The organism is Micromonospora sp. NPDC000663, assembly GCF_042898105.1.
In the GTDB taxonomy this organism is placed as follows: domain Bacteria; phylum Actinomycetota; class Actinomycetes; order Mycobacteriales; family Micromonosporaceae; genus Micromonospora.
This window is the reverse complement of sequence record NZ_JBIAYR010000001.1, coordinates 1,633,898-1,657,482: the sequence shown is the minus strand read 5'-3', so window position 1 is coordinate 1,657,482 and position 23,585 is coordinate 1,633,898. Positions and strand designations below refer to the sequence as shown.

Below are 23,585 nucleotides of genomic sequence, written 5' to 3'. Positions count from 1 at the left end.
TCCCTCCGCATGTCACTCACCGGACGCCGGCCGGCACCCGGTGCTCGTCCCCGACCGGTTCGGGCCACGTGTCGGGCCGTTCCGGGTCGAACAGCTCGTTGGTCCAGAAGAGGGTGAGCAGCTCGTCCCGGCCGGTGTTTGTGATGTTGTGCGCCCACATGGTCGGCATGTCGATCACCACAGGTTCGTCGCCGCTGACCGGGAACCGGACGACGTCGGTGTCGCCGATCCGGCGCAGGCTGATCTCGGCGGTGCCGCGCAGCACCACGAACCGCTCCACCTTGGCCAGGTGGAAGTGTTCGCCGCGGGTGATGCCGGGCCGGGTGGTGGAGCAGAACGTCTGCCCCGCTCCCCCGTGCGTCTTCACCGTCTCGACGAGCGCTCCCCGGGCGTCGGCCCGGGTCGGCAGGGCCAGCGGGTAGTGCGCCGGGAAGCAGTGCGACCGGTAGGTGTTGAACAGCCGTACGGCGTGCCTGTCGCCAAGCGGCGGGATCTCGCCGGTGCGGTAGATGTCCGCGTACGAGGCGAGCTGGTCGGCGAGGTCACGGACCCCGGTCCGCAGCGCCGGCATTCCCGGGTCCCAGGAGCCGCCCGCCGCCACACCGGCCAGCCGGGCCGCGGCGTCGGTGACGTGCACAAGGTCCATCTCCCGGTCGGCGTGCACCTCCGGCTGACCGCCCTCGGCGAGCATCCGGCAGAAGGTGGCGACCGCCGAGTTGTACCAGGGCCGGCCGTGCTCGCCGTACAGGTTGGGAAGCAGCAGGTCGTCGAGCGGCACGCCGGTGTCGGCGAGGATGCTGGCGGCGGTGGCCTTGGCGTCGCCGTACGGGGTGCCGTTGCCGGCCTGCACCGAGTTGGCGAAGACCACACCGATGGGCGGGTCCGGGCAGGCGCGCAGGCCGTTGGCGAGCTGGGCCGCGAGCTGGACGTTGCCGGCGGCCACGTCGGCGGGTTCACCCCGGTTGACCCCGGCCAGGTGCAGCACCCGGTCCACGCCGGCGATCTTGTGGGCGACCACTGCCGGGTCGGCGAGGTCCGCGCGGGTCAGCACTGTCGGCTCGGGCCAGCCGAGCGCCCGCAGCAGGACCCGCACGTGCCAGCCGAGGAAGCCGCCCGCGCCGGTGACGGCGAGGCTCAGCACGCCAGCACCGGGTCGCGCAACGCCAGCTCCGCCCGGACCTCCGGCAGCGTCCTGAGCAGCTCCACCACCTCGGGTACGCCGAGCCGGGTGGCGTTCGCCGAGTTGAAGTCCTCCCGCGGCACCTCGCCCAGCTCGCCCTCGGAGACGTAGAGCGCGTAGTTGAGGTCCCGTGCGTCAAGCGGCACCCGGAAGAAGTCGCCGAAGTCGTCGGCCTGGGCCAGCTCCTCCCGACTGGCGAGGGTCTCGTGCCACTTCTCGCTGTGTCGTACGCCGATCACGTCCAACTTGAACGGCACGTCGAAGAGCTGGCAGACGGCCTCGGCGAGGTCGCTGATGGTGCAGGCGGCGGCCTTGCGGATGAACACGTCGCCGGGGCGGGCGTGGTGGAAGGCGTGCTCGACCAGGTCGACCGAGTCGGCGAGCGACATGAGGAAGCGGGTCATGCCGGGGTCGGTGACGGTGGGCGCGCGACCTGCCTTGATCTGCTCGATGAACAGCGGGATCACCGAGCCGCGCGAGTACATGACGTTGCCGTACCTGACGCAGGAGACGGTGGTGGCGCTGTTCGGGTTGTTCCTGGCGTACGCCTGGGCGACCTTCTCCATCAGCGCCTTGCTCATGCCCATCGCGTTCACCGGGTAGACGGCCTTGTCGGTGCTGAGCACCACCACGGAGCTGACTCCGTTGTGCGCGGCGGCCTCGACGACGTTGCCGCTGCCGAGGATGTTGGTGCGCACCGCTTCGAGGGGGAAGAACTCGCAGGACGGCACCTGCTTGAGCGCCGCCGCGTGGAAGACGAAGTCGACGCCCCGGGTGGCGCGCAGCACGGTGTCGACGTCGCGGACGTCGCCGATGTGGTACCGCACCCGTTCGTCGCCGAGGGACCGTCGCATGGCTTCCTGCTTGGCCTCGTCCCGGCTGAGGATCCGCACTTCCGCGACGTCCCGGTCGAGAAGGCGTCGGGCCATCGTCTGTCCAAAGGATCCGGTCCCGCCGGTGATCAGCACCCGACGGCCCGCGGTCATCACGCTCATTGGTTCTCCCGTTCGTCACCCGACGGGCGGTTGTCACCCGCCAGCCCGGACGCAGCGCTGCGCGCTGCCGCGCGGGCGCCGATCTCCGGTGGCCAGGCGAAAGCCCCACCGGTTGCGGCACCCGGGTCAACGAAGGCCGACAAGACGGGATACGCGTTCAACGCAAACACCCCAAACAAGCCTCCACCGGCGCAAACTCGCGCCGAAACGGTCCATGTTTGTCGGGGGAATTCGGCACTTTACCGTTCTTCACCTGATAGAAACGGTTCCGTGCCGCTCCCTCCCCCGCCAGGCCGCGCGCCGACCGCGTACCCCGGGCTCATCCGGTGACGGCGGCGCCGCCGCGCACCGGACCGGCCCGGCGCCCCCCGCAGCTCGTCGGCCGGGCGCACCCGACGCCCGTCGGCCAGCGGCCGGCCACCGCCGCGGGCCCCCAACCCCGCCCGCACCAACCCAGCGGCAGCCTTCCCGCCGTCCTGGTCCTCTGCGTGATCGCCTTCATGGCCGCGCGCCCACCCTGGTGGTCGTTCAACTACGCCGCACCGCTGGCCCTGCTGGCGATCGGACTCACCGGACGGCTGCCCCGGCTGCGCGGCGTCGACACGCTCGCGCTGCTCCTCGCGGGCTGGGCCGCCGCCAGCGTCCTCTGGAGCAGCCACACCGACCTCACGGTGCCCGCCGCCTACCGGTACATCTCGGTATGCCTGCTCCTGGTGGCCTGCCGGCACGTCGTCCGCGCCCGACGCGACCTGCTGCTGGTCGGCTGGGCGTACCTCGCCGGCTGCGCCGTCGTCGCCGTCGAGGTGGTCACCGGCGCCCGGTCGCAGGGGGACGTGCTGCTCTTCGCGCACCGCTACGGCGTCGACGGCAGGGAGGTGAACCTCACCGCGTACACCCTTGCCGTCGGTGTGGCCCTGGCCCTGGCGCTCGCCGTGGCCGGCGCCCACCGGCGGTCGCTGTGGCTGCCGCCGCTGGCGCTGGTGGCCCTGCTCGGGTACGCGGTGCTGCTCACCGGCTCGCGGGGCGCGGCCATCGGCGTGCTGCTCGGGTTGCTCGCCGCGCTGGCGGCGCACCTGCTACCCCGGCTGACCGGGCTCACCGTCGCCGGGGTCGCGGCCGCCGCGGTGCTCGTGGTGCCGTTCGGGATGACCCCGCAGAACGAGATGCTCTGGCTCGACGGGCTGTACGGCAGACCCACCGGCGACATCTCCGGGCGGCTCTCCATCTGGCCGTACGCCCTGTCGACCTGGTGGGAGTCGCCGCTGACCGGCTCCGGCGCGGGGGTGTTCATCTCCACCAACCCGTTCGAGATCGGGCCACACAACCTGCTGCTCACCGTCGGCAACGACCTGGGGATGGTCGGGGTGCTTCTCTACTTCGGCACGATGGCCGCGGCTCTTGTCACCGCCGCCCGTACCGGCCGGAGGGCGTTGCTGCTGACCTGCGCGTTCACCGCCGCCATGCTGCCGATCTGGCTGACCGGCCAGTGGGAGACCGCGCTGGGCTTCTGGCTGGCCCTCGGCCTGCTCACTGTCGTTCCCGGGATCTGGGGTCCGGCGCGGGCGCGGGGCGTCGCGCCCCGGCACGCCCGCTCCCTCCTGCGCCGGGCGACACTCGTGCCGATGGCCGGCGCCGGAAGGTTCCTGCGCCGCTGACCGTCGGCGGCGCCGCTCAGCCGGCGTCCACGCCCTCGAGCGTCGTCCCCGACCCGGACCGGGGCGCCGGCGGCCGGGCCACCCGGCGGCGTGCCGCCTCCCGCAGCACCTCGGCGAACCGGGCGGCCACCCGGTCCGTACGGTGGTGCCGCACCGCGTACGCCAGCCCCCGCCGGCCCAGCCGCTCGCGCAGCCCGGCATCGGCGCAGAGCGCGCCGACCGCCTCGGCCAGGGCCGCCTCGTCGTCGACACCGACGACGGTGCCCGCGTCGGCCTCCGACAGGTGCGCCATCGAGGCCAGCTCGGCGGGACCGAACCCGAGCACCGGCCGGCCCGCCGCGAGGTACTGCGGAATCTTGGTGGACAGCGAGTAGCGGGTGTACCGGCGGTGCTCCTCGGCGAACGCCTCGACGTGCACCAGCACGTCGGCCCGTCGCAGCACCCCGGGGACCTCGCCGGGCGCCAACGACCGGCCCATCCGGACCGCCGGCAGGCCGGCGAAGACATCCCCGTACGGGCCGAGGTCCCGCGCCGGGGCGTGCACGGTCAGTCGCGCGGGCGTGCCCCGCTCCGCCAGTCGCTGCACCACCTCGCCGATCCGGCGCAGCGAACGCCACCGGTCCAGGTGCAGCCCGCCCACGTAGACGAGCTCGACCGGGCCGCCCGCCGGACGCGTCGGCGGCGGCTGGTCGGGGTCGGCGAAGTCGGACGGGGCCACACAGTTGCCGAACGCGGCGAACGGCAGCCCGTACCGGCGCTCGAACTCGCGGGCCATCGCCTCGCTGATCCCCATCCCGTACGACGAGTGCCGCAGCACCTCCCTGACCCCGGCCAGGACGGCGAGCCGGGGTACGCCGAGCACCTGCCCGTTGGCGTACAGGGTGCTGGGCCAGTCGTCCATGAAGTGCGGCACCAGCGGCGCGTCGCACTCCTGCGCGGCGGTCACCGCCAGGCGCATCATCCGGATGCTGCCGAGCGTCGCGTACACCACGTCGGGTCGCTGCTCGCGCAGCCAGCCGCGTACGTCGACGGGGACGCGGACCGGGCTGAGGTCGACGAAGGCCCGCAACTGCTGGCGCAGTCGGGCGCGCACCGGACCGGGCAGCGGATCGACCGCCTCGGCGGTCCCCACGCCGACCGGGTCGGCACGGCGGGTGCGCTGGCGGAGGCGGAACAGGTGGTACTCCACAGGCGCGTTGCGCGGCGCGAACCGCGCGAACGTGCCGCGCACCTCCGCACCCGGGCTGGCGTCCTCGGTGTACAGCTGGGCGAGGCGGTCCGGCGGCCAGCCGGCGAACAGGTTCGACAAGGTGATGCCGGTTCCCGTGGAGCGGTCGAAGACGGCGGCGCTCACCACCAGGACGCGGGGAAACTCCTCAACGGACGGCATGGGCGACGACTCCCTCGATCTCGGTGGCCGGGCGGTGGTGCCGGCGCAACGTCCGGTGATATCCGTACAGCGCGGCTGGCGCGACTGTCAGCGCGTAGCCGAGCGCCCCGACCCAGGGCACGGCGGCGACGCCGAGGCGGTCGGCCGCGTACCACTTGCCGAGCGCCGACAGCAGCAGGAAGGCCGCCCAGCCGACGAGTTGCGGGACGATGACGCCGTCGGCGTTCTGCACCATGAACCGCGGTGACAGGGCGGCCTGGAGCACCCACCAGACACCCAGCCCGGCGAGCAGCACGCGGTCGTCGCCCATCGGCACCGGCAGCCAGGCGGCGAAGAGCCGGTCGCCGAACGCCACGAGCGCGGCGGCGGGCAGGCCGGCGGCGAGCACCGACAGCACTGTCATCCGTCGGGTCGTTCGCCGTACCCAGTCCAGGTGCCCCTGGGCCAGGGCCTCGCCGTTGGCCGGCCAGAGCGGCACGTTGACCAGGACGACGAGCTGGCCGAGCTGGGACAGCAACTTCGCCGGCACCACGTACCCGGCCACCGCGGACAGGCCGAGCACGTGCGCGATGATCAGCGTGTCGGCGTTCGTGGCGAACGAGATGACAACGGTGAGCACGAAGAACAAGCCACTGAGCCGGGCCAGCTCCACTGCCGCGCGGGCGTCGACAGCTCTCGGCGTGGGTCGGATCCGCGGCTCCTGCCGACCGAAGAACCAGAGCGTGTTGAGCAGGTTGACCAGCAGCGGCGTGGCCACCGACACCGCGACGACCAGGAGCGGCGACAGGTCGGCCCAGACCACACCGAGGACGGCGGCGAGCGCCGCGAGGCTGCCCACGGTCTGCCAGACGTTGCTCCGCCCGACCTGCTGGTAGGCGTACTGGACGCGGGCGATCAGGGACAGCGGCACGTTCAGCGCGAACGCGGTGAGGCAGATCAGCGAGATCATCCGGGTCTGCTCGGTGGTGACCTGCCCGGTCACGTTGAACAGCGCCGACCACGGCACGGCGCCGGCGGCCAGCCAGAGCGCCCCGGTGAGCGCGAACGCCAGCACCGTGAGGGTCAGGTACGCGCTGGAGATGTAGCGGCGGGCTCGCGCGGTGTCACCGTTCGCGTAGCAGGCGGCCAGCTTCGTCATCAGTCCGCTGCCCAGCCCCAGGTCGGCGAAGGCCGCCATGCCGGCCAGCGAGGCGACAGCCATCCACAGGCCGTACAGGTCGTTGCCGAAGTAGGGAAGCGTCACCGGGACCAGCACCATCGGAACGATCAGCCCGGCCGCCCGGCTGAGCAGCGCCGTGGTGACACCCGACACCAGCCGGCGGCTGCGGCTCGTGCCGGCCGGGCTGGCCCGCCGGGTCCGTTCGGCGACCCCGGACGACATCGCGCGGCCTACTGGCCGCTGAGCACGTGACCGGACATCCAGGACACGGTCCGCTCCAGACCGGTGCGCAGCGGTACCGGTCGCACCGTGGGGAACAGTTCCCGCAGCCGGACGCAGTCGGCCTGCGAGTCCCGTACGTCGCCGGGGCGCGGCGGCTCGTGCACCACGGGCAACGGCCGGCCCATGATGTCCTCCAGTTCGGCGATCAGGTCGAGCAGGGAGATCCGTGCGCCGAAGGCCAGGTTCACCACGTCTGTGGTGGACACCCGCCGGACGATGGCGTCGACGAGCACCGAGGTCACGGTGCCGACGAACGTGAAGTCGCGGGTCTGCCGGCCGTCACCGTGCACCCGCAGCGGCTCGCCGGCGAGGGCCGCGGTGACGAACCGGGGCAGCACGGCGGCGTACGCGTGGTGCGCCGCCTGCCGCGGGCCGAAGACGTTGAAGAAGCGGAACGGCAGCACGCCCATGTCGTAGCAGGACGCGTAGGCGACCGCGTACGCCTCGGCGGCCAGCTTGGAGACCGCGTACGGGGAGACCGGGATCGGGCGGAGTCCCTCCTGCCGGGGCAGCACCGGGTTGGCGCCGTACACCGACGAGGACGACGAGAGGATCACCTGCGGTACGCCGTGCCGGCGGGCGGCCTCCAGCACCATGAGCGTGCCTGTGGCGTTGGCGTGGTGGCTGGGCAGCGGCCTGTCGATGGAGCGCGGCACCGAGCCGAGGGCGCCCAGGTGCACCACGCTTGCCGCGCCGGCGACCGCCTCGTCGAGCAGGTCGGGGTCGAGCACGGTGCCCTGGTATAGCCGGACCGGTTGGCCGTGCAGGTTGTCCAGCAGGCCTGTGGAGAGGTCGTCGACGACCACGATCTCGGTCACCTGTGGGGTCTCGTCGAGCGCCCGCACGAGGTTCGCGCCGATGAATCCGGCTCCCCCGGTCACCACTACCTTCACGAGGTCTCCCCTTCGGCCGGCCGGCGGCGGCCCAGCACCCGCTGCCAGTGGGACAACGAGCGCTCCGGACCCAGGTCACGCGGTACGGGACCGGCGTGGCGCGTGTCCTCCGATCCGTTCCGTCAGTTGTCAGCCCTGATGGGCGAGTGGGGACGGGGGCGTCGGAGATGCGAATCGGACTGATCAGTCAGTGGTACCCGCCGGAGAACACGTTCGTGCCGGGTCAGCTGGCCACCGAGTTGGCCCGGCGCGGGCACGAGGTGCGGGTGCTGACCACGTTCCCGAGCCTGCCGCTGGGTCGGACCTACCCGGGGTGGCGACAGCGGTGGAACCACCGCAACACCGAGGGCGGGGTGGCCGTACGGCGGGTGCCGGCGTACCCGAGCCACGACCGTTCCGGCCTGCGCCGGGCGGTGAGCTACCTGTCATTCGCGGCGACCAGCGCCGTGGCCGCCCCGCGACACCTGCGCGGGGTCGACGCGCTCTACGTCTACCACCCGCCGCCCACCTCGTACGCCGCTGCCGGGCTGCTACGCCTGTTGCGCGGCGTGCCGGCGGTGCTGCACGTGCAGGACCTGTGGCCGGAGTCGGTGACCCAGTCGGGGATGGCGCCGGCGGGGCTGGCGGGCAGGGCGTTGGACGCGGTCCTCACCGGGGCGATGCGGCGGATCTACCACTCCTGTGCCGGCATCGCGGTGATCGCTCCCGCAATGGCGGAGCAGGTGGTGGAGCGCGGCGTGGACCCGGGCTCGGTGCGTACCGTCTTCAACTGGACCGACGAGGCGTTGTTCCGGCCGGTGCCGTGCACCGACGCGGCCCGTACGGCGATCGGCCATCGGGGACGGACCACTGTGATGTTCGCCGGCAACCTGGGGTTGTTGCAGGGCGTCGACGTGGCGATCAGGGCGGCGGCGGCCGCACCGGACGCGGTGGACCTGGTCTTCGTCGGCACCGGGTTGGGTGCCGAGCAGGCGCGCAAACTCGCCGACGACCTGGGCGCGACGAACGTCCGGTTCCTCGGCCGGCGCCCGGCGGCGGAGATGGCCGAGCTGTACGCCGCCGCCGACTACCAGCTGGTCATGCTGCGGGACCTGCCGTGGCTGCGCGGCACGGTGCCGTCGAAGTTGCAGGCCGCGCTCGCCTGCGGGGTGCCGGTGCTGATGTCGGCGGACGGCGACGCCCCCCGGCTGGTCGAGGCCGGCGGGGCCGGGCTGGTCTGCCCGCCGGACGACTGGCGGGCGCTTGCCGACCAGTTCGTCGCGGCGGCACGGGTGCCGGCCGAGCAGCGGCTCGCGATGGGCCGCCGGGGTCGTCAGCTCTACCTGGACCGGATGTCGATGCGCGTCGGGGTCGACCAGATCGAGGACCTGTTGAGCAAGGCGGCGGCCCGGGGGCGCGGCTGACATACGGCGGCAATTGCCCGATTTATTGGTTAAAGCACAGGTACCTCCCTCGATCTCCACCTAGGCTCGTCTGCGGCACGGTCCGGCGTCCGCCCGGCCGGGAGCACCGCTCGGCAGGAGGAGAACCCGTGGCTCAGGGGTACGGCGCAGCGCGGTCCATCGTGGAGCATCCGCAGCGGCGCCCCGACGACGCCACACCTGCCCGGTCGCCGATCGGTCTTCCCCGGACGGCCGCGCCGGCACCGGCGGCCAGCGGCGGCAGCCGGTGGAACCTGGCGGGGTTCAGCGTGCTGCCGATCTGCCTCGCCGCCGTCCTGGGCACGGTCAGCCCGAACCTGGCCTACCAGGGCGGGCTCTGGCTCGCCGCCGCCGCGCTGCTGACCAGCGGTCGCATCCCCCGCACCGAACCGGCGGACTACCTGGCGATCCTGATCTGCTGCTGGGCCAGCGCCACGCTGATGTGGAGTCGGGACATCGAGAGCAGCCAGACCGCCGTACGGGCCTGGTGGACAGTCGCCCTGCTGCTGATCGCCGCACGGCACGTGCTGTCCAGCAGGCGTCGCCTGCTGCTGGTCGCCGGTTCCTACCTCGCCGGCGCGGGATGGACGGCGGCCGAACTGATCCGGGCCAGTCGCCTGGACCAGACCGCGCTGCGCGTCTCGCTGGAGGGCGTGGGCGTCAACTACACCGCGTACTGCCTGGTCACCGCCGTCCTGGTCACCGTCCTGCTGTTGGTGGCACGGGTCGGCACCCGCCCGGCCCGCGCCGCGCTCTGGCTGCTGCTGCCGCTGTTCGGGTACGCGACGATGCTCACCGGAACGCGGGCCAGCCAGATGGCGCTTGTCGCCGTGGCGGCGTACCTGCTCGTGGACCGGCTGGCCGGGCGGACCTGGGCCGTCGCCGTCGGCGCCTCGTCAGTCCTGCTGACCCTCGTGCCGTTCGGGCACCTGACCCGCTACCAGCCACAGTGGCTCGCGAACGTGTTCGACAGGCCTCTCGACGACCTCTCCGGACGGCTCGCCATCTGGCCGGTCGCCGAGGCGTCGTTCTGGGACTCGCCGCTTGTCGGCATCGGTGTCGGCGCGTTTCCCAGCACCAACCCGTACTACGGGGTGGGCGCCCACTCGCTGGTGCTCACCCTCGGCAACGACCTCGGCCTGATCGGGATCGTGCTGTTCGCGGCGGTGATCGGCTTCCTCATCCGGGACGCGGCGCCCGGGCTGAGCCGCCGGCACGGGATGCTGGTGGGCGCGCTGATCGTCGGGTGGACGCCGATCTGGCTCAGCGGGCACTGGGAGATCTCGCCTGTGGCGTGGCTCGTGCTGGCCCTGTGGTCCCGGCTGCCGGTGGGGCTGCTCGACCGGCCCGTCGGGACGAAGCCTGTGGTGCCGGGCACCCGCCCGGCACGGCCACCGATGGGCCTGGTGCGCTGAACGGGCCGCGCCGGCCCGGCAGGCCGCGCGGGCCCGCGCCGACCTCGTGGCCGCGGGTCAGCCGACCCGGCCCGGGGCGGGCGCCGGCACGTCGGCCGGAGTGTCCCGCTCGCCGGTGAGCCCGCACAGGTCGGTGAGGAAGTCGTGCATCCGGCGCCCCTGGGCCGCCGGGTTGCGGGTTTCCCGCACGAACCGGGCGCCGCCGGCGCCGCGCTCACGGGCCGCGCCGGGCGGCAGACTCACCACCCGACCCAGGGCGGCGCGCAGCCCTTCGACGGTGTCCGGCTCGGCGAACGACAGCCAGGGGGTGTAGTCCGCCGGGATGCCCGGCAGCCGGGTGCTCACCACAGGCACGCCGGTGGCCAGGTACTCGATGATCTTCGAAGGGAACGACCAGCGGACGAAGTCCTGATCCACCGGCCGGGGGTTCACCAGCACGCTCGCCCGGGACAGCCGGGGCAGCAGCTCGGCCCGAGGCAGCAGCCGCGGCGCCGCGATCCGACGGTCCACGGCGGCCTGGTCACGCAGCCAGCCCTCCAGTTCACCACGCCCGTACACGCACAGCCGCAGGTCGTCCCCGGGCAGCCCGCGGAACGCCTCGACGAGCCGGTCGACGCCGTAGGCGCGGCTCAGGCCGCCGGCGTAGACGACGTCCCGGGTCGCCACCGGCGGTGCCTCGGCGACGCTTGCCGGCCCGGTGGCGCAGATGCCCTCCATCACCAGCCGGGGCCGGCCGGGCGCGAAGTCGTCGGCGAGCGCGGGCGTCAGCGCGATCACCCCGGAGCAGCGGGCCAGCGCGGCCCGGACCAGCGCCACGTCGAGCCCGCGCAGCAGCCGGACCACCCGTCCGTCGGTGGGCAGCGCGACACCCGGCGGGTCGGTGAGCACCGGCACCACCCGGACGCCGCGCCGCCGGGCCCGCAGCACGCCGAACCACAGGAACGGCGAGTGCACCCCGTGGACGAGGAGCACATCGGTCGCCTGCTCCCGCAGCTCACGGCTTCCGGTGCGCCAGGCCGCCACGAACCGGGTGAGGTGCTTGAGGCCGAGCAGGTTGACGAACGCCAGCAGGTGACCGTCCACGCCGTCCTGCCGGAACCGTCCGGGGTGGAAGCGGACCTGGCGGTTGCCCGGCCAGGTGGACACCGGGGCGGCCGACAGCAGGTGCACCTGACAGTCGGCGGCCCGCAGACTGTGGACCAGCCCCCAGGCGAAGGTGTGCGTCTGGGTGGGCAGGATGGTGTCCCGGGCGATGATCTCGGCGAGCAGGTCGTCCGGCACGGTGAAGCCCAGCAGGGTGACCCGCGGGCTGCGACGGTGCGCCATGCTCACTCCCCGATGACTCGCTGGTAGACCCGGTCGAGTGAGCCGAGCATGACGTCGAGGCTGTAGCCCTCGGCCACCACCTTGCGACCCAGCTCACCCACGTGCAGCCGCTCGGCGGAGTCGTCGAGCAGCGGCGACAGCGCTCCGGCCAGGGCGTCGGGATCACCCGCCGGCACCAGCCGGCCGCCACCGGAGCGCAGCACCTCGACGTTGCCGCCGACCGCCGAGGCGACGACGGGCAGCCCGTGCGCCATGGCCTCCAGCAAGGCGTTGGAGAGGTTCTCGTGCAGTGTCGGGAAAACGAAAAGGTCCGCCGCGCCGAGCAGGTCCGGCACGTCGAGTCGGTTGCCGAGCAGCCGTACCTCGACGTCTCCGGTGTCGGCGAGGGCCGCGGTGACACCCTCCCGGTCCGGGCCGTCGCCGGCGACGAGCAGCACCCGGCGGGCGGCGGACCGGCGGACCGTGGACGGCGGCAGTCGGCGCAGCGCGTCGGCGAGGACGCCGTAACCCTTCTCCCAGGTCAGCCGGGACACCGCGATCATGGCCACGTCGTCGGGGCGCAGGCCCAGCGCGGCGCGGACCCGCTCCCGGTGCGCGCGGGGGTGTGCCGGCAGCGGCACCCCGTTGGGGATCACCCCGACGAACGTCGCGCCCGGGTCGCGGAGGAAGTCGCGGCGCGCCGCGTACTCGCAGACGGTGCCGACGTGGCTGGCCATCCGCAGGGTGGCGGGTTCGGCCCCGTGCACGAGCAGCCGGCGACGCCAGGGCCGGCCGGGCTGCCGCAGGTCGCGGACGGTGCCGTGCACGGTGACCAGGATCCGGCGGCAGCCGGCGAGGCGGGCGGCGAGCACCCCGTGGAAGCCCTCGTTCTGCAGGCCCCGGACGTGCACGAGGTCGGGGCGGACGCGTCGCAGCAGGCGTACCCACTCGCGCAGCAGTGGCACGTTCAGGCTGCCGTTGCCCGCATGCTGGTGCATCCGGACGAACTCGTAGCGCTCGGCCAGCGGCGAGTCGAGCACGCGCTGCACGGCGGTCAGCGGGCCGTTGGCCCCCGGCGTGCCGGCCGAGTGCTGCACCACCACCGGGCGGGTCACGGGGCGACTCCGACAGGTGCCGGGCGGCGTCGGCTGTCGCGCACGGTGTGACGTTGCATGGCCCCTCGTTCCGCACGAGGCTCGACGACGAGCCGGTCCGGGTGCGCCGGCCGCACCCCGGGTGGTAACTGCGGCACCCGCGACGAGGTGACGCCGCCGCGCCGGGCCCGATCGCTCACGGCCCCACGACAGTCGCGGCGGTGGTGGCCCCCTCCGGCCGCGACGACCCGCCGGCCAGCACCCGGCGGTAGCCGACCACGGCGGCCGGCAGCACCGTGAGCCCGTAGGTCACGGCCGAGGCGAGCGCCACCCCGGGCAGGCCCACCCGGGCGGCCAGCACGATCTTCAGGGGTACGGCCAGCAGCAGGCAGCCCGTCCAGCCGACGAACTGGGGTCGGAGCAGACCGACGCTGTTCTGCACCATGAACAGTGGAGCCGCGACGGCCAGGAGCACCGACCAGACGGCGAGCCCGGCGAAGAGCGTGGGCGACACCGGCGGGAGGTCGGCCGCGCGGACCCAGAGCCGCAGCACGTCGTTGCCGATCAGCACGAGCGCGAGTCCGGGTAGGACGACGACGCCTGCGGACAGGCAGACCATCCGGAGGGTGACGCGCCGTACCCAGGTGAAATCACCGCGGGCCAGCGCCTGGCCGTTGGCCGGCCAGAGCGGCAGGTTCACCAGGGTGATGAAGAGCGTCAGCAGGGCGAACATCCGCAGCACCACCGCGTAGGTCGCCGCGGCGGGAAGCCCGAGCACCCGACCGATCAGGAAGCCGTCGAGGTTGAGCACCACCGACGAGAGCACCGAGAGCAGGAAGAACCGGGCACCCAGCCGGAGCAGCCCACGGGCCGCCGCCGCCCGCACGTGCCGCGGCCGGGGTCGCAGATCCCGGTCCTGCCAGGCGAAGTAGCAGACGGAGTTGGCCAGGTTGACCACCGGCACCGCGAGCACCGCGGCGCCGATGACCGCCACGTGACCGGCGTCGCCGGCGACAGCGGCGTAGACCAGCGCGACCGAGACGAGGCTGCCGCCGGCCTGCCAGAGGTTGCTCTGGGCCACCTGCTGGTGGGCGTACTGGACCCGCTGGATGAGGGCGAGCGGGATGTTGACCAGGAAGGCGCCGAAGCAGAGCAGCACCACCGCCCGGGCGTCGCCGGCCACCGCCGGGGCCGTGGCGTTCAGCAGCGCCGGCCAGGGCACCCACCACAGGCTCGCGACGAGCACCACCATCAGCAGTACGGACAGCGCGCCCAGCAGCGCGTACGCGCTGGAGACCTCTCGGGCCGCCGCCTGCCGTTCGCCGGTGCCGCGCAACCTCGCCAGCCGGGTCAGCAGCCCGTTGCCGAGCCCGAAGTCGGCGAAGAGCGCCATGCCGGTGAGCGAGGTGACGGCCATCCAGAGGCCGTACCGCTCCGCGCCGAGGCTGCGAAAGGCCAGCGGGGTGATCAGCAGTGGCGCGGCCAGGCCGACCATCTTGCCGGCCAGCGAGGACACGATGCCGCCGGCGAGCACACGGCTGCGGGTCTTCCCGGTGTCGGGCGGGACCGGTGGGCTCGCGGGTGTCGGCCGCTCGGCCACGACCAGACCGGGTCGCCCGGCGACGGGCGCCTCTCCGGTGATCGGTCGTCCCATGCCGTGCCGCCTCCACGCCCCGTCGACAGGTCACCAAGTACAACGACCGCCGATCGTCGTAGTTGCTGTGCGTAGTCGCACCATCACTGACTGCCCTCCGACATCGGTTTCCTCTCCGACACGGCGGCGCGAGCGGTCTCTGGCCGCCCCGGGCTGCCTAGACTTATCGGCCATAACGGTTGAACAACCCGAATCCTCCGAGGGGGCAGTCCGTGGGCGAGCCCACCACGACGACGGACCTGATCCCGGCCGCGCCTGCCACCGCGACGCCACAGGTGCTGGCGGTGGCCGCGTACCGGTTCCCGCACGGGGACGCGATGTCCAACCGCCTGCTGCAACTGGCCCGCTCGGCCACTCCGCCGGGCGGTACGACACTTGTGGTCAACGACTGGCCGCAGGACGGGTCGCGTCCGCCGGAATCCCCGGACCTGCCCCCCGGCGTCCGACTGATCACGCTGCCCCGCCGTCGCGTCGTCGGCGGGATGGCGGGCCGCTGGCTGCACAGGTACACCCGTCCGCTGCGGGTGCTGGCCGCCCTGCGCGGCGCGGGCGTCCGCCCGGCGGCGCTGGCCGGCGTGCACCTGCCGCTCAGCGTGTGGAACCTGGTCACCTGGGCGGTGCTGCGCACGGCCGTACGCTGCCCGATCACCGTGGACGTGCTCGAACGGCACGACCGGACGCAGTTCCCCAGGGGCTGGCTGACGCCGTACTTCGTCCGGCACCGCTGGGCGTTCTTCCTGGCCGGCCGGCTCGCCGACCGGGTCATCGCCATCTCCGAGACACTGGAGCGGCACTTCGTCGGCCAGGGCCGACCCACGCTCGTGGTACCGCCCCAGGTGGACTGCGCCGACTACGCCGACCCCGCGCCGACCTCGCTCGACGGCGGGCTCCGGCTGCTCTACGCGGGATCGGCAGGCGCCAAGGACCAACTGGCCGTGGTGCTGGAGGGCATCCGCGCACTCGCGCCCGAGGACCGGTCCCGGGTACGGCTGGTGATCGCCGGGATCAGCCGGGAGCGGGCCGGCAGCCTCTCCGACCTGGGCGGCGCGGACCCCGCCGACCTCGACGACCGGGTGACATTCCTCGGTCGGGTGCCCCGCGACCGGGTGCTCGCCGAGCTGCGCCTGGCGCACTTCTCGGTGCTGGTCCGGCCGCCGGCCGGGTACGCGCAGGCGGGCTTTCCGTCCAAGGTGCCGGAGAGCCTGGCCGCCGGCTGCCCCGTGCTGCTCAACCACACAAGCGACCTGAGGCGGTACATCGTGGACGGCCGGGAGGGGATCGTCCTCGACGGCGCCGGGGCGGACGACGTGCGGCGCGGGCTGGAGCGGGCGTTGCTGCTCGACGACCAGGGCTGGTGGGCGATGAGCCGGGCGGCCCGCGAGCGGGCGTACTGCTTCGACTACCGCGCCTGGACGGCGCTCGTCAGCGACTTCGTCACGGGTGGCTCGGGCGTCGGCAGCTCGGCCAGACCGGCCAGCTCGGCGGAGGTCAGCCGCCGCTGAGGCGGGTAGAGCCGCCGCTCGTGGTCCCGGATCGTCTCCACCGGCCAGCGCAGTCGGATCACCCGGGCCGGGTTGCCGGCCGCCACGGCGTACGGCGGCACCGACCGGGTGACGACCGCCCCCGCGCCGATCACCGCACCCCGGCCGATGGTCACGCCGTGCAGGATCACCGCGCGGGTGCCGACCCACACGTCGTCGCCGATGGTCACGCCACGGTCGTGGCTCTCGTCGCCGGGCTCCTTGCCGACCGCGATCATCGGTACGCCCACCTGGTCGATACGGTGGTTGCCGCCCCTGATGGTCACCTCGGGGCCGAACATGACGTTGTCGCCGATCCGGATCCGCGCCCGGGCCGCCACCAGGATCGGCCGGTATCCGAGGTCCACGTTGTGGCCGACCTCGATCGTCTCGCAGGTGTAGACGCCGTCCGGGTCGAAGGTGAAGTTGTCGCCCCGGGCGGCGAACCGGTTGGCGAGGGCGAGGCCCCTGACGGCCCGGCGGGCGCGGGTGACGGTGTCCCCGAGGCGATGCAGCGCCAGGACCACCGCCCCGACGACGGCACCCGGCCGACCCGCCGCCACCCGCATCAGAACCCCGCCCGACCGGCGCCGACCTGCTCGGGCACCCCGTAGATCTGACGGATCACCGCGGCCTTCTCGGCGGCCGGCAGGTGCCCGCACCCCAGCGACCGGGCGCGCATCCGGTCGAGGTAGTCGTCGACGCTGCGGATCACCCGGGCCGGCACGCCTGCCGCGACACTGTTGGCCGGGATGTCGCGGGCCACCACCGAGCCCGCGCCGATGATGCACCGGTCGCCGATCGTCACGCCGGGCAGGATCGTCGTCCGTACGCCGAGGTAGACGTCGTCCCCGACGGTGATCGGGGCGGTCCACTCCAGATCGGGCACCTCCCTGCGCAGGATCAGCGTGCCGCCGTCGTGGGTGATGAACTGGACCCCCGCGGTGACATAGACGTTGTCACCGAGGGAGACGAGCCACGGCTCGGAGCCGAACATCGCCCGGTCGATGCCGTAGAAGCGGACCCGGCCGCGCAGGTCGACGCCGAGGGACCGGGCGAAACCCTCCGGGTCCCGGGCGGCGGCCCGCCGGTCCCGCAGGGCGTTCGCCACGCCGCGCACCATGCTCAGCACCACTGTCTCCATCTCCGCTGCCGTTCGGTGATCACGCGGTCCGAAGTGTAAATTCGGCGACCTGCGCGGATTGCCACAATCATCCAAATTATGGGTAAATCCCCCACGACGAGATGAGCGCCGCTCGGGTCCACGCTCACCACCGGCGTTCCACCTGGGAGGAAAGCCGGTGACCCGACCCGTGTCCGGCAGAGGATCTCGCTGTTGATTGGGGCGACGCGCTTGTCCGACTGTGGCGAATTGACATGTCGGAACTCGGGTCACTGATACAACACCTACATGCCTTTTGTCCCCGTATCTCCTGATGTTCGGACGCGCCGGCACCGGACGACCCCGTGAACGGCACCGTGTACCTGTCGCCACCCGACGTCGGGCCGCTCGAGGAGTCGTACCTGATCGCCGCCCTGCGCTCGGGGTGGGCGGCGCCGATCGGTCCCGACCTGGAGGCGTTCGAGCAGGCGGTCGCCGGACGGGTCGGCACCGCCGGCGCCGTGGCCGTCAACTCGGGGACGGCGGCCCTGCACCTGGCTCTGCTGGGCGTCGGGGTCGGGCCGGGCGACGTGGTCATCGTGCCGACCCTGACCTTCGTCGCCACGGCGAACGCGGTCCGGTACGTCGGCGCGCGTGCGGTGTTCGTCGACTGCGACCCGCGCACCGGCAACGTGGACGTCGACCTCGTCGACGACCTGATCCGGGGGCTGCGGTCGCGGGGTGAGCGCGTCGGCGCGATCGTCCCCGTCGACATGTTCGGCAGCTGCGCCGACTACAGCGCCCTGAGCCCGATCTGCGCCGAGGCCGGCGTGCCGCTGGTGGAGGACGCCGCCGAGGCGCTCGGCGCCAGCCACGCGGGGCAGCCCGCCGGATCGTTCGGCCAGGTAGGCGTGCTCTCCTTCAACGGCAACAAGATCATGACGACGTCCGGTGGCGGGATGCTGGTGTCCCACGACACCGCGCTTCTCGCGCGGGCTCGACACCTCGCCACGCAGGCCCGGGAACCGGCACGGCACTACGAGCACCGCGAGACCGGCTACAACTACCGGCTCAGCAACCTCCTCGCGGCCCTGGGCCGGGCCCAGCTGATCCGGCTGGACGGGATGATCGCCCGACGCCGGCACCTGCGGGACAGCTACGCAAAACTCTTCGCCCCGGTCCCCGGCGTACGGCTGCTCAACGCGGAGGACACCGAGTCCAACTGCTGGCTCACGGTCCTCACCGTCGAGCCGGACCGGTGCGGTTGGCGGGCCGACGACCTGGCGGTCCACCTGGCCGAGCGGGACATCGAGACCCGGCCGGTGTGGAAGCCGATGCACCTGCAGCCAGTGCACCTCGGTGCGGAGTGCCTGCTCACCGGCGCCGCGGAACGGCTCTTCGCCGACGGCGTCACCCTGCCCAGCGGGAGCGCCCTGACCGAGCCGCAGACCGCCCGGGTGTTCGCCGCCATCGAGGAGTTCCTCGCCCTCCGCGCGGACGGCTAGCCGGTCCGGTCCGGTGGCGCGCCCGAAGTGGTACGGGACGTGGGCCGATCAGGTGGCGATGGGAGGCAATCCGGCCTGGCCGGGTTCCCCCGAGACAGGCAATAAGTCACGCCATTACCTGAAAGACGGTTAGCCCGCCCCACTGTGCCTGTAACAAGGACAAAGGGCGCAGTACGGGCCCTTCTGCCGTGTACGGCGGAAGCAGTCGGGACACGGGGCAGGAGGCAGGAGAGCCAGACATGCCGCAGGACACCGAGCACACGGACCACGCGCAGCGCCGGAACCGGCGGGCCAGGGCACGCCGGCGCACCATCGCCTTTCTCGCCACCGACACCACCGCCTGGATCAGCGGTTTCGTCGCCGCCGCCTGGACGCGGTTCGAGTTCCACCTCCCGCCGGGCCAGCTGGGTCGGACCGCGGCGATAGGCGTCCTCGCCGCCGTCGTGCACGTGGCGGTGGCGGCGGTACGCCGGCTCTACTCCGGACGTCACCCCCTGGGCAGCCTCCAGGAGGTTCAGGGCGTCGCCGGCACCGCGATCACCACGGCAGCCATCGTGCTGCTCGGCCTCCTGCCCAGCAGCCACCGGCCGGTGCCGGCGAGCACCCCGATGGTAGGCGGCGCCCTGGCGCTGCTCCTGATGCTCGGCGCCCGGTCCGCGTACCGGCACCGGCGGGACCTGTCCCTGCGACCCGACGTCCGGTCCTCGACGCCGGTGCTGCTGTTCGGGATCGGCGACGCCGGGCAGGAGTTGCTACGCGCGCTGCTCGGCGACCCGCGCGGCAGGTACCTGCCGGTGGGCGCCCTCGACGACGACCCGGACAAGCGCGACCTGCGCATCCGGGGCGTCCGGGTGCTCGGCGGGCGACACGACGTCGGCCGGGCCGTGCGACGCACCGGCGCGAAGGCTGTCATCTTCTCGGTGGCCAACGCCGACGCCGCGCTGATCCGTCAGATCCGCGAGGCCACGCTGGCGGCGGGCGCGGTGTTCAAGGTCCTGCCCCCGGTACGGGACCTGGTCGACCACCGGATCACCGTCACCGACGTCCGCGACGTGCAGATCGGTGACCTGCTCGGGCGGCGCCAGGTCGTCGGCGACCTGCCACTGAGTACGAACAGCCTGGCCGGGCGGCGGGTCCTGGTCACCGGCGCGGGCGGGTCGATCGGCTCCGAACTCTGCCGGCAGGTGATGAGGGCCGACCCGGGCGAGCTGATGATGCTCGACCGCGACGAGTCGGCTCTGCACAGCCTCCAGATGTCACTCGCCGGACGGGCCCTGCTGGACGGTCCCGAGCTGATCCTCGCCGACCTGCGGGACGACGAGGGCATCCGGCGGATCATCCGCGAACGACGACCCGAGGTCATCCTGCACGCGGCGGCGCTCAAGCACCTGACGCTGTTGCAGCGGCACCCCGGCGAGGCCGTCCAGACGAACGTGTGGGGCACCCTGTCCGTGCTCGACGCCTGCCAGGACGTGGCCCGGTTCGTCAACATCTCCACCGACAAGGCGGCCAACCCGATAAGTGTGCTCGGATACTCCAAGCGGATCACCGAGCGGCTGACCGCGCACGCCGCGTCCCGCTTTCCCGGGACCTTCCTGAGCGTCCGGTTCGGCAACGTGCTGAGCAGCCGCGGTTCGGTGGTGACCGCCTTCCAGCGGCAGATCGAGGACGGCAAGCCACTGACCGTCACCCACCCCGAGGTCACCCGCTACCTGATGACCGTGCAGGAGGCCGTCCACCTGGTGCTCCAGGCCGCCGAGATCGGCCGCGACGGGGAGGCGTTGGTGCTGGACATGGGCGAGCCGGTACGCATCGCCGACCTGGCCCGGCAGATGGCCGAGCAGGCGTCGAGCACGGTGCCGATCGTCTACACCGGCCTGCGCCCGGGAGAGAAGCTGCACGAAGACCTGCTCGGCACCGGCGAGATCGACGACAGGCCCTTCCATCCCCTGGTGTCCCACGTGGCCGTGCCACCGCTGGACCCGGCGGAGGTGAGCGGGCTCGACCCGTACGACGACACGGCGAAGGTCATCCATCACCTCGCCCTGCTCAGCGCCCAGCCGAGCGACCCGACGGTCCACGGTCCGCTTGGCGTACCCCTGCGCTCGCGCTGACCGGCCGCGACCGGGCACCGCCGGTGCGTCCGCATCCAAATCCCCTCACCGACAGTTATGTCGGGAGGACCCAGAGCGAGGTCGCCCTGCGGCATTCGCACCGCCCCGAGATCGATAGGACCGACACTTTGCGGGCCCCCGACGGCAGGTTCGAGCGGCAGGAACGGCCGGACACCGCGGGGCCGGGGCTGGCCGTCCAGACGGTCGAGCCGCCCCCGCCGACGATCCCCGCCGCCCCGCGGCCGGGTCGCGGACGCCGGCTGCTGTCCTGGATCGCCACCGCGGCGCTGAGCCGGGCGGTAAGCGCTGTCGTACCCCTGTTCCTGCTGCCGGTGACGCTGTCGTACCTCGGGACCGACCTGTACGGCCTCTGGGCCGCTGTCCTCGCGGTCACCGGGATGGTCGCCTTCGCCGACCTGGGCGTCGGCCTCGGACTGATGACCAGGCTCGCGCCGTGCCGGGTGGACGGCGACTCGGACACGGCCCGGCGGTACGTCTCCAGCGCCTACGCGGCGGTCTGCGGCATCACGCTGCCGGTGTGCGGCCTGCTCTGGCTGGCGGGCGGCCTCGTACCGTGGCCGCTGCTGTTCAACGCGACAGGAACGGCCGCGCGGGACGCCCACCTCGTCGCCCTGATCTGCCTGACCGCCTTCCTGCTGAACATCCCGCTGTCGCTTGTCGCCCGGGTGCAGTACGCGTACCAGCAGGTGGCCGTCAGCAACGTCTGGCAGGCGGGTGCGAGCGCCCTATCGCTCCCGCTCGCGCTCGGCGCGGTGCGCGCGGGCCTTCCCCCGATAGCTGTCATCGCGAGCATCGCCATCTCCCCGCTGCTGGTCAACGTCGCCAACACGGTGTGGACGTTCGGCTGGCGCCTGCCGCAACTCGCGCCCCGCCCGAGGTTCGTCGACCGTCGCGGAATCCGCGACCTGTTCGCGCTCGGCGGCCTGTTCTTCCTGGTGACGCTGGTGATGGTGCTCGCCGACAACGCCGACCCGCTGATCATCGCGCACATCCTGGGCCTGGCAAGTGTGACCGCGTACGCGGTGCCGGCCAAGCTCTTCACCCAGCTCGGCGCGCTCGTCACGCTTGTGAACCAGCCGCTGTGGCCGATGCACGGCGAGGCCCTCGCGCGCCGGGACCTCGACTGGGTACGCCGGACCGTCCGTCGCATGACAGTCGTCTCCACGCTCATGGCGCTGCTGCCGTCGACATTCCTGGTGGTGTACGGCGAGCAGTTCTTCGCCGCGTGGCTCCCGATCCCGATCGGAAGCCGTTCCCTGCTGGTCGGCCTGGCCTGCTGGTGGCTCGTGCTGGCCGCGATCTCCCCGCGGTTCATGGTGCAGAACGCGGCAGGGGTCGTACGCCCCCAGCTCTGCGGTTACCTGCTCTACCTACCGCTGTCCATCGTCGGCAAGGTGTTCGGCGTGCACTGGCTGGGACTCTCGGCCGCGCCGTTCATCGCCGTCGTCGTCTACAGCCTGACGGTCGTCCCGGCTGCCATCTACGGCTACCGGCGGGCGCTCACCGTGCGGGCCACTTGAGAGAGGCGGATCACCGATGTTGTCGCAGGACGAACACCCCCGGGTGCTGGTGGTGAGCCACACACCCTTCAGCCGGGTCAGCGGCACCGCCATGACCCTGTCGAACCTCTTCTCCGGCTGGCCGAAGGACCGCCTCGGGCAGGTGCACACAGGCAACATCACGCCGTCGACCGAGGTGTGCGAGAAGTTCTTCCACTTCCCGCCCCGGGACCACTACCTGCCGATCCAGTACTACTCCATGCGGATGCTGGGCTGGAACGGTCGTACGCCACTGCAACAGAGCCGACCGATCGCGGCCGTACACGCCGCGGCGGAGAGCCGCCCCGCCATGGCCAGGGCGTACGCGCAGCTGCGCGCGACCGCCGACCTCAGCCCCATCCGGGTGCCCCGGACGCTCACCGACTGGATGCGTGACTTCCGCCCGGACGTCGTCTACTCCATGCTCGGCAGCGTCCGGTTGACGAGGATCACCGCTCTGGCGGCGCGTACCTGCGGCGTTCCCGTGGTGCCGCACTTCACCGACGACTGGCCGGCGACGCTGTACGGCAACGGCGAACTCCTCGGGCGGGCCAACCGGTCCACGCAGGAGGCCATCGCGCGGCTCATCCGGCTGGCTCCGCTCGGCATGGTCATCAGCCGGCCGATGGCGCACGAGTACACCAGGCGGTACGGCATCCCGTTCAGCCCCTTCGTGAACTGCGTCGACGAGACCTACTTCGCCGCCCCCCGCGAGGAGACCCACAAGCGAGCGACGACGGAGCTGGCGTACGTCGGCGCGCTGCACCTCAACCGGTGGGAGTCGCTGCGCGACATCGGCGCCGCGCTCGACCGGCTGGCCGGGGACGGCCTCCCGGCCCGGCTGACCGTCCACGCCCCGGAGAAGGACCTCGCCCGGTACGGCAGGCACTTCGCCCACCTGGAGCGGGTGCGGCTCGGGCCGTCGCTGGCCAGCGACGAGGTGCCGGAGGCGCTGCGGTCCGCGGACGTCCTCGTCCACATCGAGTCGTTCGACGAGGAGATCAGGCGCTACACCCGCTACTCGGTGTCGACGAAGATCCCCCAGTACCTCGCCTCGGGCCGTCCGATCCTCGGCTACGGCCCCGCCGAGGTGGCGTCGATGGACCACATCCGGGCGGCGGACGCCGGCGTGATCGTCGGTACGAACGACCCGGCGGCGCTTGTCGGCGACCTCACGAGGCTCTGCCGTGACGCCGCGCTGCGCCAGCGGCTCGCCCGCAACGGGGTCGACTTCGCGCGGCAGGAGCACGCCAGGGACAGCGTCGCCGCGCGGTTCGCCGCCACGCTCCGCGCGGCGACGGACGTCGAATCCGTCAGGCAACTGACCGCAGAGGCACGTTGA

General features: G+C 72.8%; 18 protein-coding genes. 8 read left to right on the top strand and 10 right to left on the bottom strand.

The window, feature by feature from the left end:
• Positions 1–16: 16 nt before the first annotated feature.
• A complete protein-coding gene (locus tag ACFY1S_RS07805; RefSeq protein ID WP_387113877.1) occupies positions 17–1,141 on the bottom strand; it encodes an NAD-dependent epimerase/dehydratase family protein in 1,125 nt (374 codons plus the stop codon).
• Positions 1,135–2,175 (bottom strand): polysaccharide biosynthesis protein, encoded by a 1,041-nt coding sequence (locus tag ACFY1S_RS07800; protein ID WP_387113875.1) that lies wholly within the window; start codon positions 2,173–2,175, stop codon positions 1,135–1,137. The genes ACFY1S_RS07805 and ACFY1S_RS07800 overlap by 7 nt, the downstream gene beginning before the upstream one ends.
• Before the next feature lie 326 nt (positions 2,176–2,501).
• Here ACFY1S_RS07800 and ACFY1S_RS07795 point away from each other — a divergent pair, with 326 nt between their 5' ends.
• Entirely contained in the window at positions 2,502–3,830 is a 1,329-nt protein-coding gene (locus tag ACFY1S_RS07795) for an O-antigen ligase family protein (RefSeq protein WP_387113873.1), read from the top strand.
• 16 nt (positions 3,831–3,846) lie between these two features.
• Here ACFY1S_RS07795 and ACFY1S_RS07790 read toward each other — a convergent pair whose 3' ends face one another.
• Genes ACFY1S_RS07790 through ACFY1S_RS07780 form a run of 3 tightly spaced genes read right to left on the bottom strand, consistent with a single transcriptional unit; the run spans position 3,847 to position 7,554 of the window.
• Positions 3,847–5,220 carry a glycosyl transferase family 1 gene (locus ACFY1S_RS07790; RefSeq protein WP_387113871.1) on the bottom strand — a complete coding sequence of 458 codons (1,374 nt, stop codon included), beginning with the start codon at positions 5,218–5,220 and terminating at the stop codon, positions 3,847–3,849.
• Positions 5,207–6,601 (bottom strand): lipopolysaccharide biosynthesis protein, encoded by a 1,395-nt coding sequence (locus ACFY1S_RS07785; protein ID WP_387113869.1) that lies wholly within the window; start codon positions 6,599–6,601, stop codon positions 5,207–5,209. Before ACFY1S_RS07785 ends, ACFY1S_RS07790 begins: the two co-directional genes overlap by 14 nt.
• 8 nt (positions 6,602–6,609) lie before the next feature.
• Entirely contained in the window at positions 6,610–7,554 is a 945-nt protein-coding gene (locus ACFY1S_RS07780) for an NAD-dependent epimerase/dehydratase family protein (protein WP_387113867.1), read from the bottom strand.
• Between the two features lie 167 nt (positions 7,555–7,721).
• Between ACFY1S_RS07780 and ACFY1S_RS07775 the strand changes: the two genes are divergently transcribed.
• Both ACFY1S_RS07775 and ACFY1S_RS07770 read left to right on the top strand, forming a co-directional pair.
• Complete coding sequence (locus ACFY1S_RS07775) at positions 7,722–8,957, top strand: glycosyltransferase family 4 protein (protein ID WP_387113865.1); 1,236 nt, start codon at positions 7,722–7,724, stop codon at positions 8,955–8,957.
• Positions 8,958–9,085: 128 nt separating this feature from the next.
• Positions 9,086–10,390 carry an O-antigen ligase family protein gene (locus tag ACFY1S_RS07770; RefSeq protein WP_387113863.1) on the top strand — a complete coding sequence of 435 codons (1,305 nt, stop codon included), beginning with the start codon at positions 9,086–9,088 and terminating at the stop codon, positions 10,388–10,390.
• 57 nt (positions 10,391–10,447) lie between these two features.
• Here ACFY1S_RS07770 and ACFY1S_RS07765 read toward each other — a convergent pair whose 3' ends face one another.
• The 3 genes from ACFY1S_RS07765 to ACFY1S_RS07755 all read right to left on the bottom strand — a co-directional run bounded on the left by ACFY1S_RS07765 (position 10,448) and on the right by ACFY1S_RS07755 (position 14,443).
• Positions 10,448–11,716, bottom strand: a complete 1,269-nt coding sequence (locus ACFY1S_RS07765; RefSeq protein ID WP_387113861.1) for a glycosyltransferase — start codon at positions 11,714–11,716, stop codon at positions 10,448–10,450.
• A 2-nt stretch (positions 11,717–11,718) separates the two neighbouring features.
• Positions 11,719–12,810 (bottom strand): glycosyltransferase family 4 protein, encoded by a 1,092-nt coding sequence (locus ACFY1S_RS07760; protein WP_387113859.1) that lies wholly within the window; start codon positions 12,808–12,810, stop codon positions 11,719–11,721.
• 175 nt (positions 12,811–12,985) lie between these two features.
• Positions 12,986–14,443 carry a lipopolysaccharide biosynthesis protein gene (locus tag ACFY1S_RS07755; RefSeq protein ID WP_387113857.1) on the bottom strand — a complete coding sequence of 486 codons (1,458 nt, stop codon included), beginning with the start codon at positions 14,441–14,443 and terminating at the stop codon, positions 12,986–12,988.
• A 212-nt stretch (positions 14,444–14,655) separates the two neighbouring features.
• Between ACFY1S_RS07755 and ACFY1S_RS07750 the strand changes: the two genes are divergently transcribed.
• Entirely contained in the window at positions 14,656–15,945 is a 1,290-nt protein-coding gene (locus ACFY1S_RS07750; protein WP_387113855.1) for a glycosyltransferase, read from the top strand.
• Here the strand turns inward: ACFY1S_RS07750 and ACFY1S_RS07745 are convergent.
• Positions 15,843–16,532, bottom strand: a complete 690-nt coding sequence (locus ACFY1S_RS07745; protein WP_387113853.1) for an acyltransferase — start codon at positions 16,530–16,532, stop codon at positions 15,843–15,845. The two genes, ACFY1S_RS07750 and ACFY1S_RS07745, sit on opposite strands and share 103 nt — an antisense overlap.
• A complete protein-coding gene (locus ACFY1S_RS07740; RefSeq protein WP_387113851.1) occupies positions 16,532–17,107 on the bottom strand; it encodes a DapH/DapD/GlmU-related protein in 576 nt (191 codons plus the stop codon). The genes ACFY1S_RS07745 and ACFY1S_RS07740 overlap by 1 nt, the downstream gene beginning before the upstream one ends.
• Before the next feature lie 323 nt (positions 17,108–17,430).
• On the opposite strand from ACFY1S_RS07740, the gene ACFY1S_RS07735 reads away from it, so the two are divergent.
• The 4 genes from ACFY1S_RS07735 to ACFY1S_RS07720 all read left to right on the top strand — a co-directional run bounded on the left by ACFY1S_RS07735 (position 17,431) and on the right by ACFY1S_RS07720 (position 23,585).
• Positions 17,431–18,570, top strand: a complete 1,140-nt coding sequence (locus ACFY1S_RS07735; protein ID WP_387113849.1) for a DegT/DnrJ/EryC1/StrS family aminotransferase — start codon at positions 17,431–17,433, stop codon at positions 18,568–18,570.
• Between the two features lie 239 nt (positions 18,571–18,809).
• A complete protein-coding gene (locus ACFY1S_RS07730; protein WP_387113847.1) occupies positions 18,810–20,684 on the top strand; it encodes a polysaccharide biosynthesis protein in 1,875 nt (624 codons plus the stop codon).
• Between the two features lie 128 nt (positions 20,685–20,812).
• On the top strand, positions 20,813–22,225 hold the full coding sequence (locus ACFY1S_RS07725) for a lipopolysaccharide biosynthesis protein (protein WP_387113845.1): 1,413 nt from the start codon (positions 20,813–20,815) through the stop codon (positions 22,223–22,225).
• Between the two features lie 16 nt (positions 22,226–22,241).
• Positions 22,242–23,585: a glycosyl transferase family 1 gene (locus ACFY1S_RS07720; RefSeq protein WP_387113843.1), complete on the top strand. Its 1,344-nt coding sequence runs from the start codon at positions 22,242–22,244 to the stop codon at positions 23,583–23,585.

What these genes read in the sequence shown, in the direction of transcription:
- ACFY1S_RS07775 (WP_387113865.1), top strand. Translation starts at nt 7,722, where the DNA reads ATGCGAATCGGACTGATCAGTCAGTGGTACCCGCCGGAGAACACGTTC.
- ACFY1S_RS07785 (WP_387113869.1), bottom strand. Translation starts at nt 6,601, where the DNA reads ATGTCGTCCGGGGTCGCCGAACGGACCCGGCGGGCCAGCCCGGCCGGC.
- ACFY1S_RS07740 (WP_387113851.1), bottom strand. Translation starts at nt 17,107, where the DNA reads ATGGAGACAGTGGTGCTGAGCATGGTGCGCGGCGTGGCGAACGCCCTG.
- ACFY1S_RS07755 (WP_387113857.1), bottom strand. Translation starts at nt 14,443, where the DNA reads ATGGGACGACCGATCACCGGAGAGGCGCCCGTCGCCGGGCGACCCGGT.
- ACFY1S_RS07720 (WP_387113843.1), top strand. Translation starts at nt 22,242, where the DNA reads ATGTTGTCGCAGGACGAACACCCCCGGGTGCTGGTGGTGAGCCACACA.
- ACFY1S_RS07790 (WP_387113871.1), bottom strand. Translation starts at nt 5,220, where the DNA reads ATGCCGTCCGTTGAGGAGTTTCCCCGCGTCCTGGTGGTGAGCGCCGCC.
- ACFY1S_RS07745 (WP_387113853.1), bottom strand. Translation starts at nt 16,532, where the DNA reads ATGCGGGTGGCGGCGGGTCGGCCGGGTGCCGTCGTCGGGGCGGTGGTC.
- ACFY1S_RS07765 (WP_387113861.1), bottom strand. Translation starts at nt 11,716, where the DNA reads ATGGCGCACCGTCGCAGCCCGCGGGTCACCCTGCTGGGCTTCACCGTG.
- ACFY1S_RS07800 (WP_387113875.1), bottom strand. Translation starts at nt 2,175, where the DNA reads ATGAGCGTGATGACCGCGGGCCGTCGGGTGCTGATCACCGGCGGGACC.
- ACFY1S_RS07730 (WP_387113847.1), top strand. Translation starts at nt 18,810, where the DNA reads ATGCCGCAGGACACCGAGCACACGGACCACGCGCAGCGCCGGAACCGG.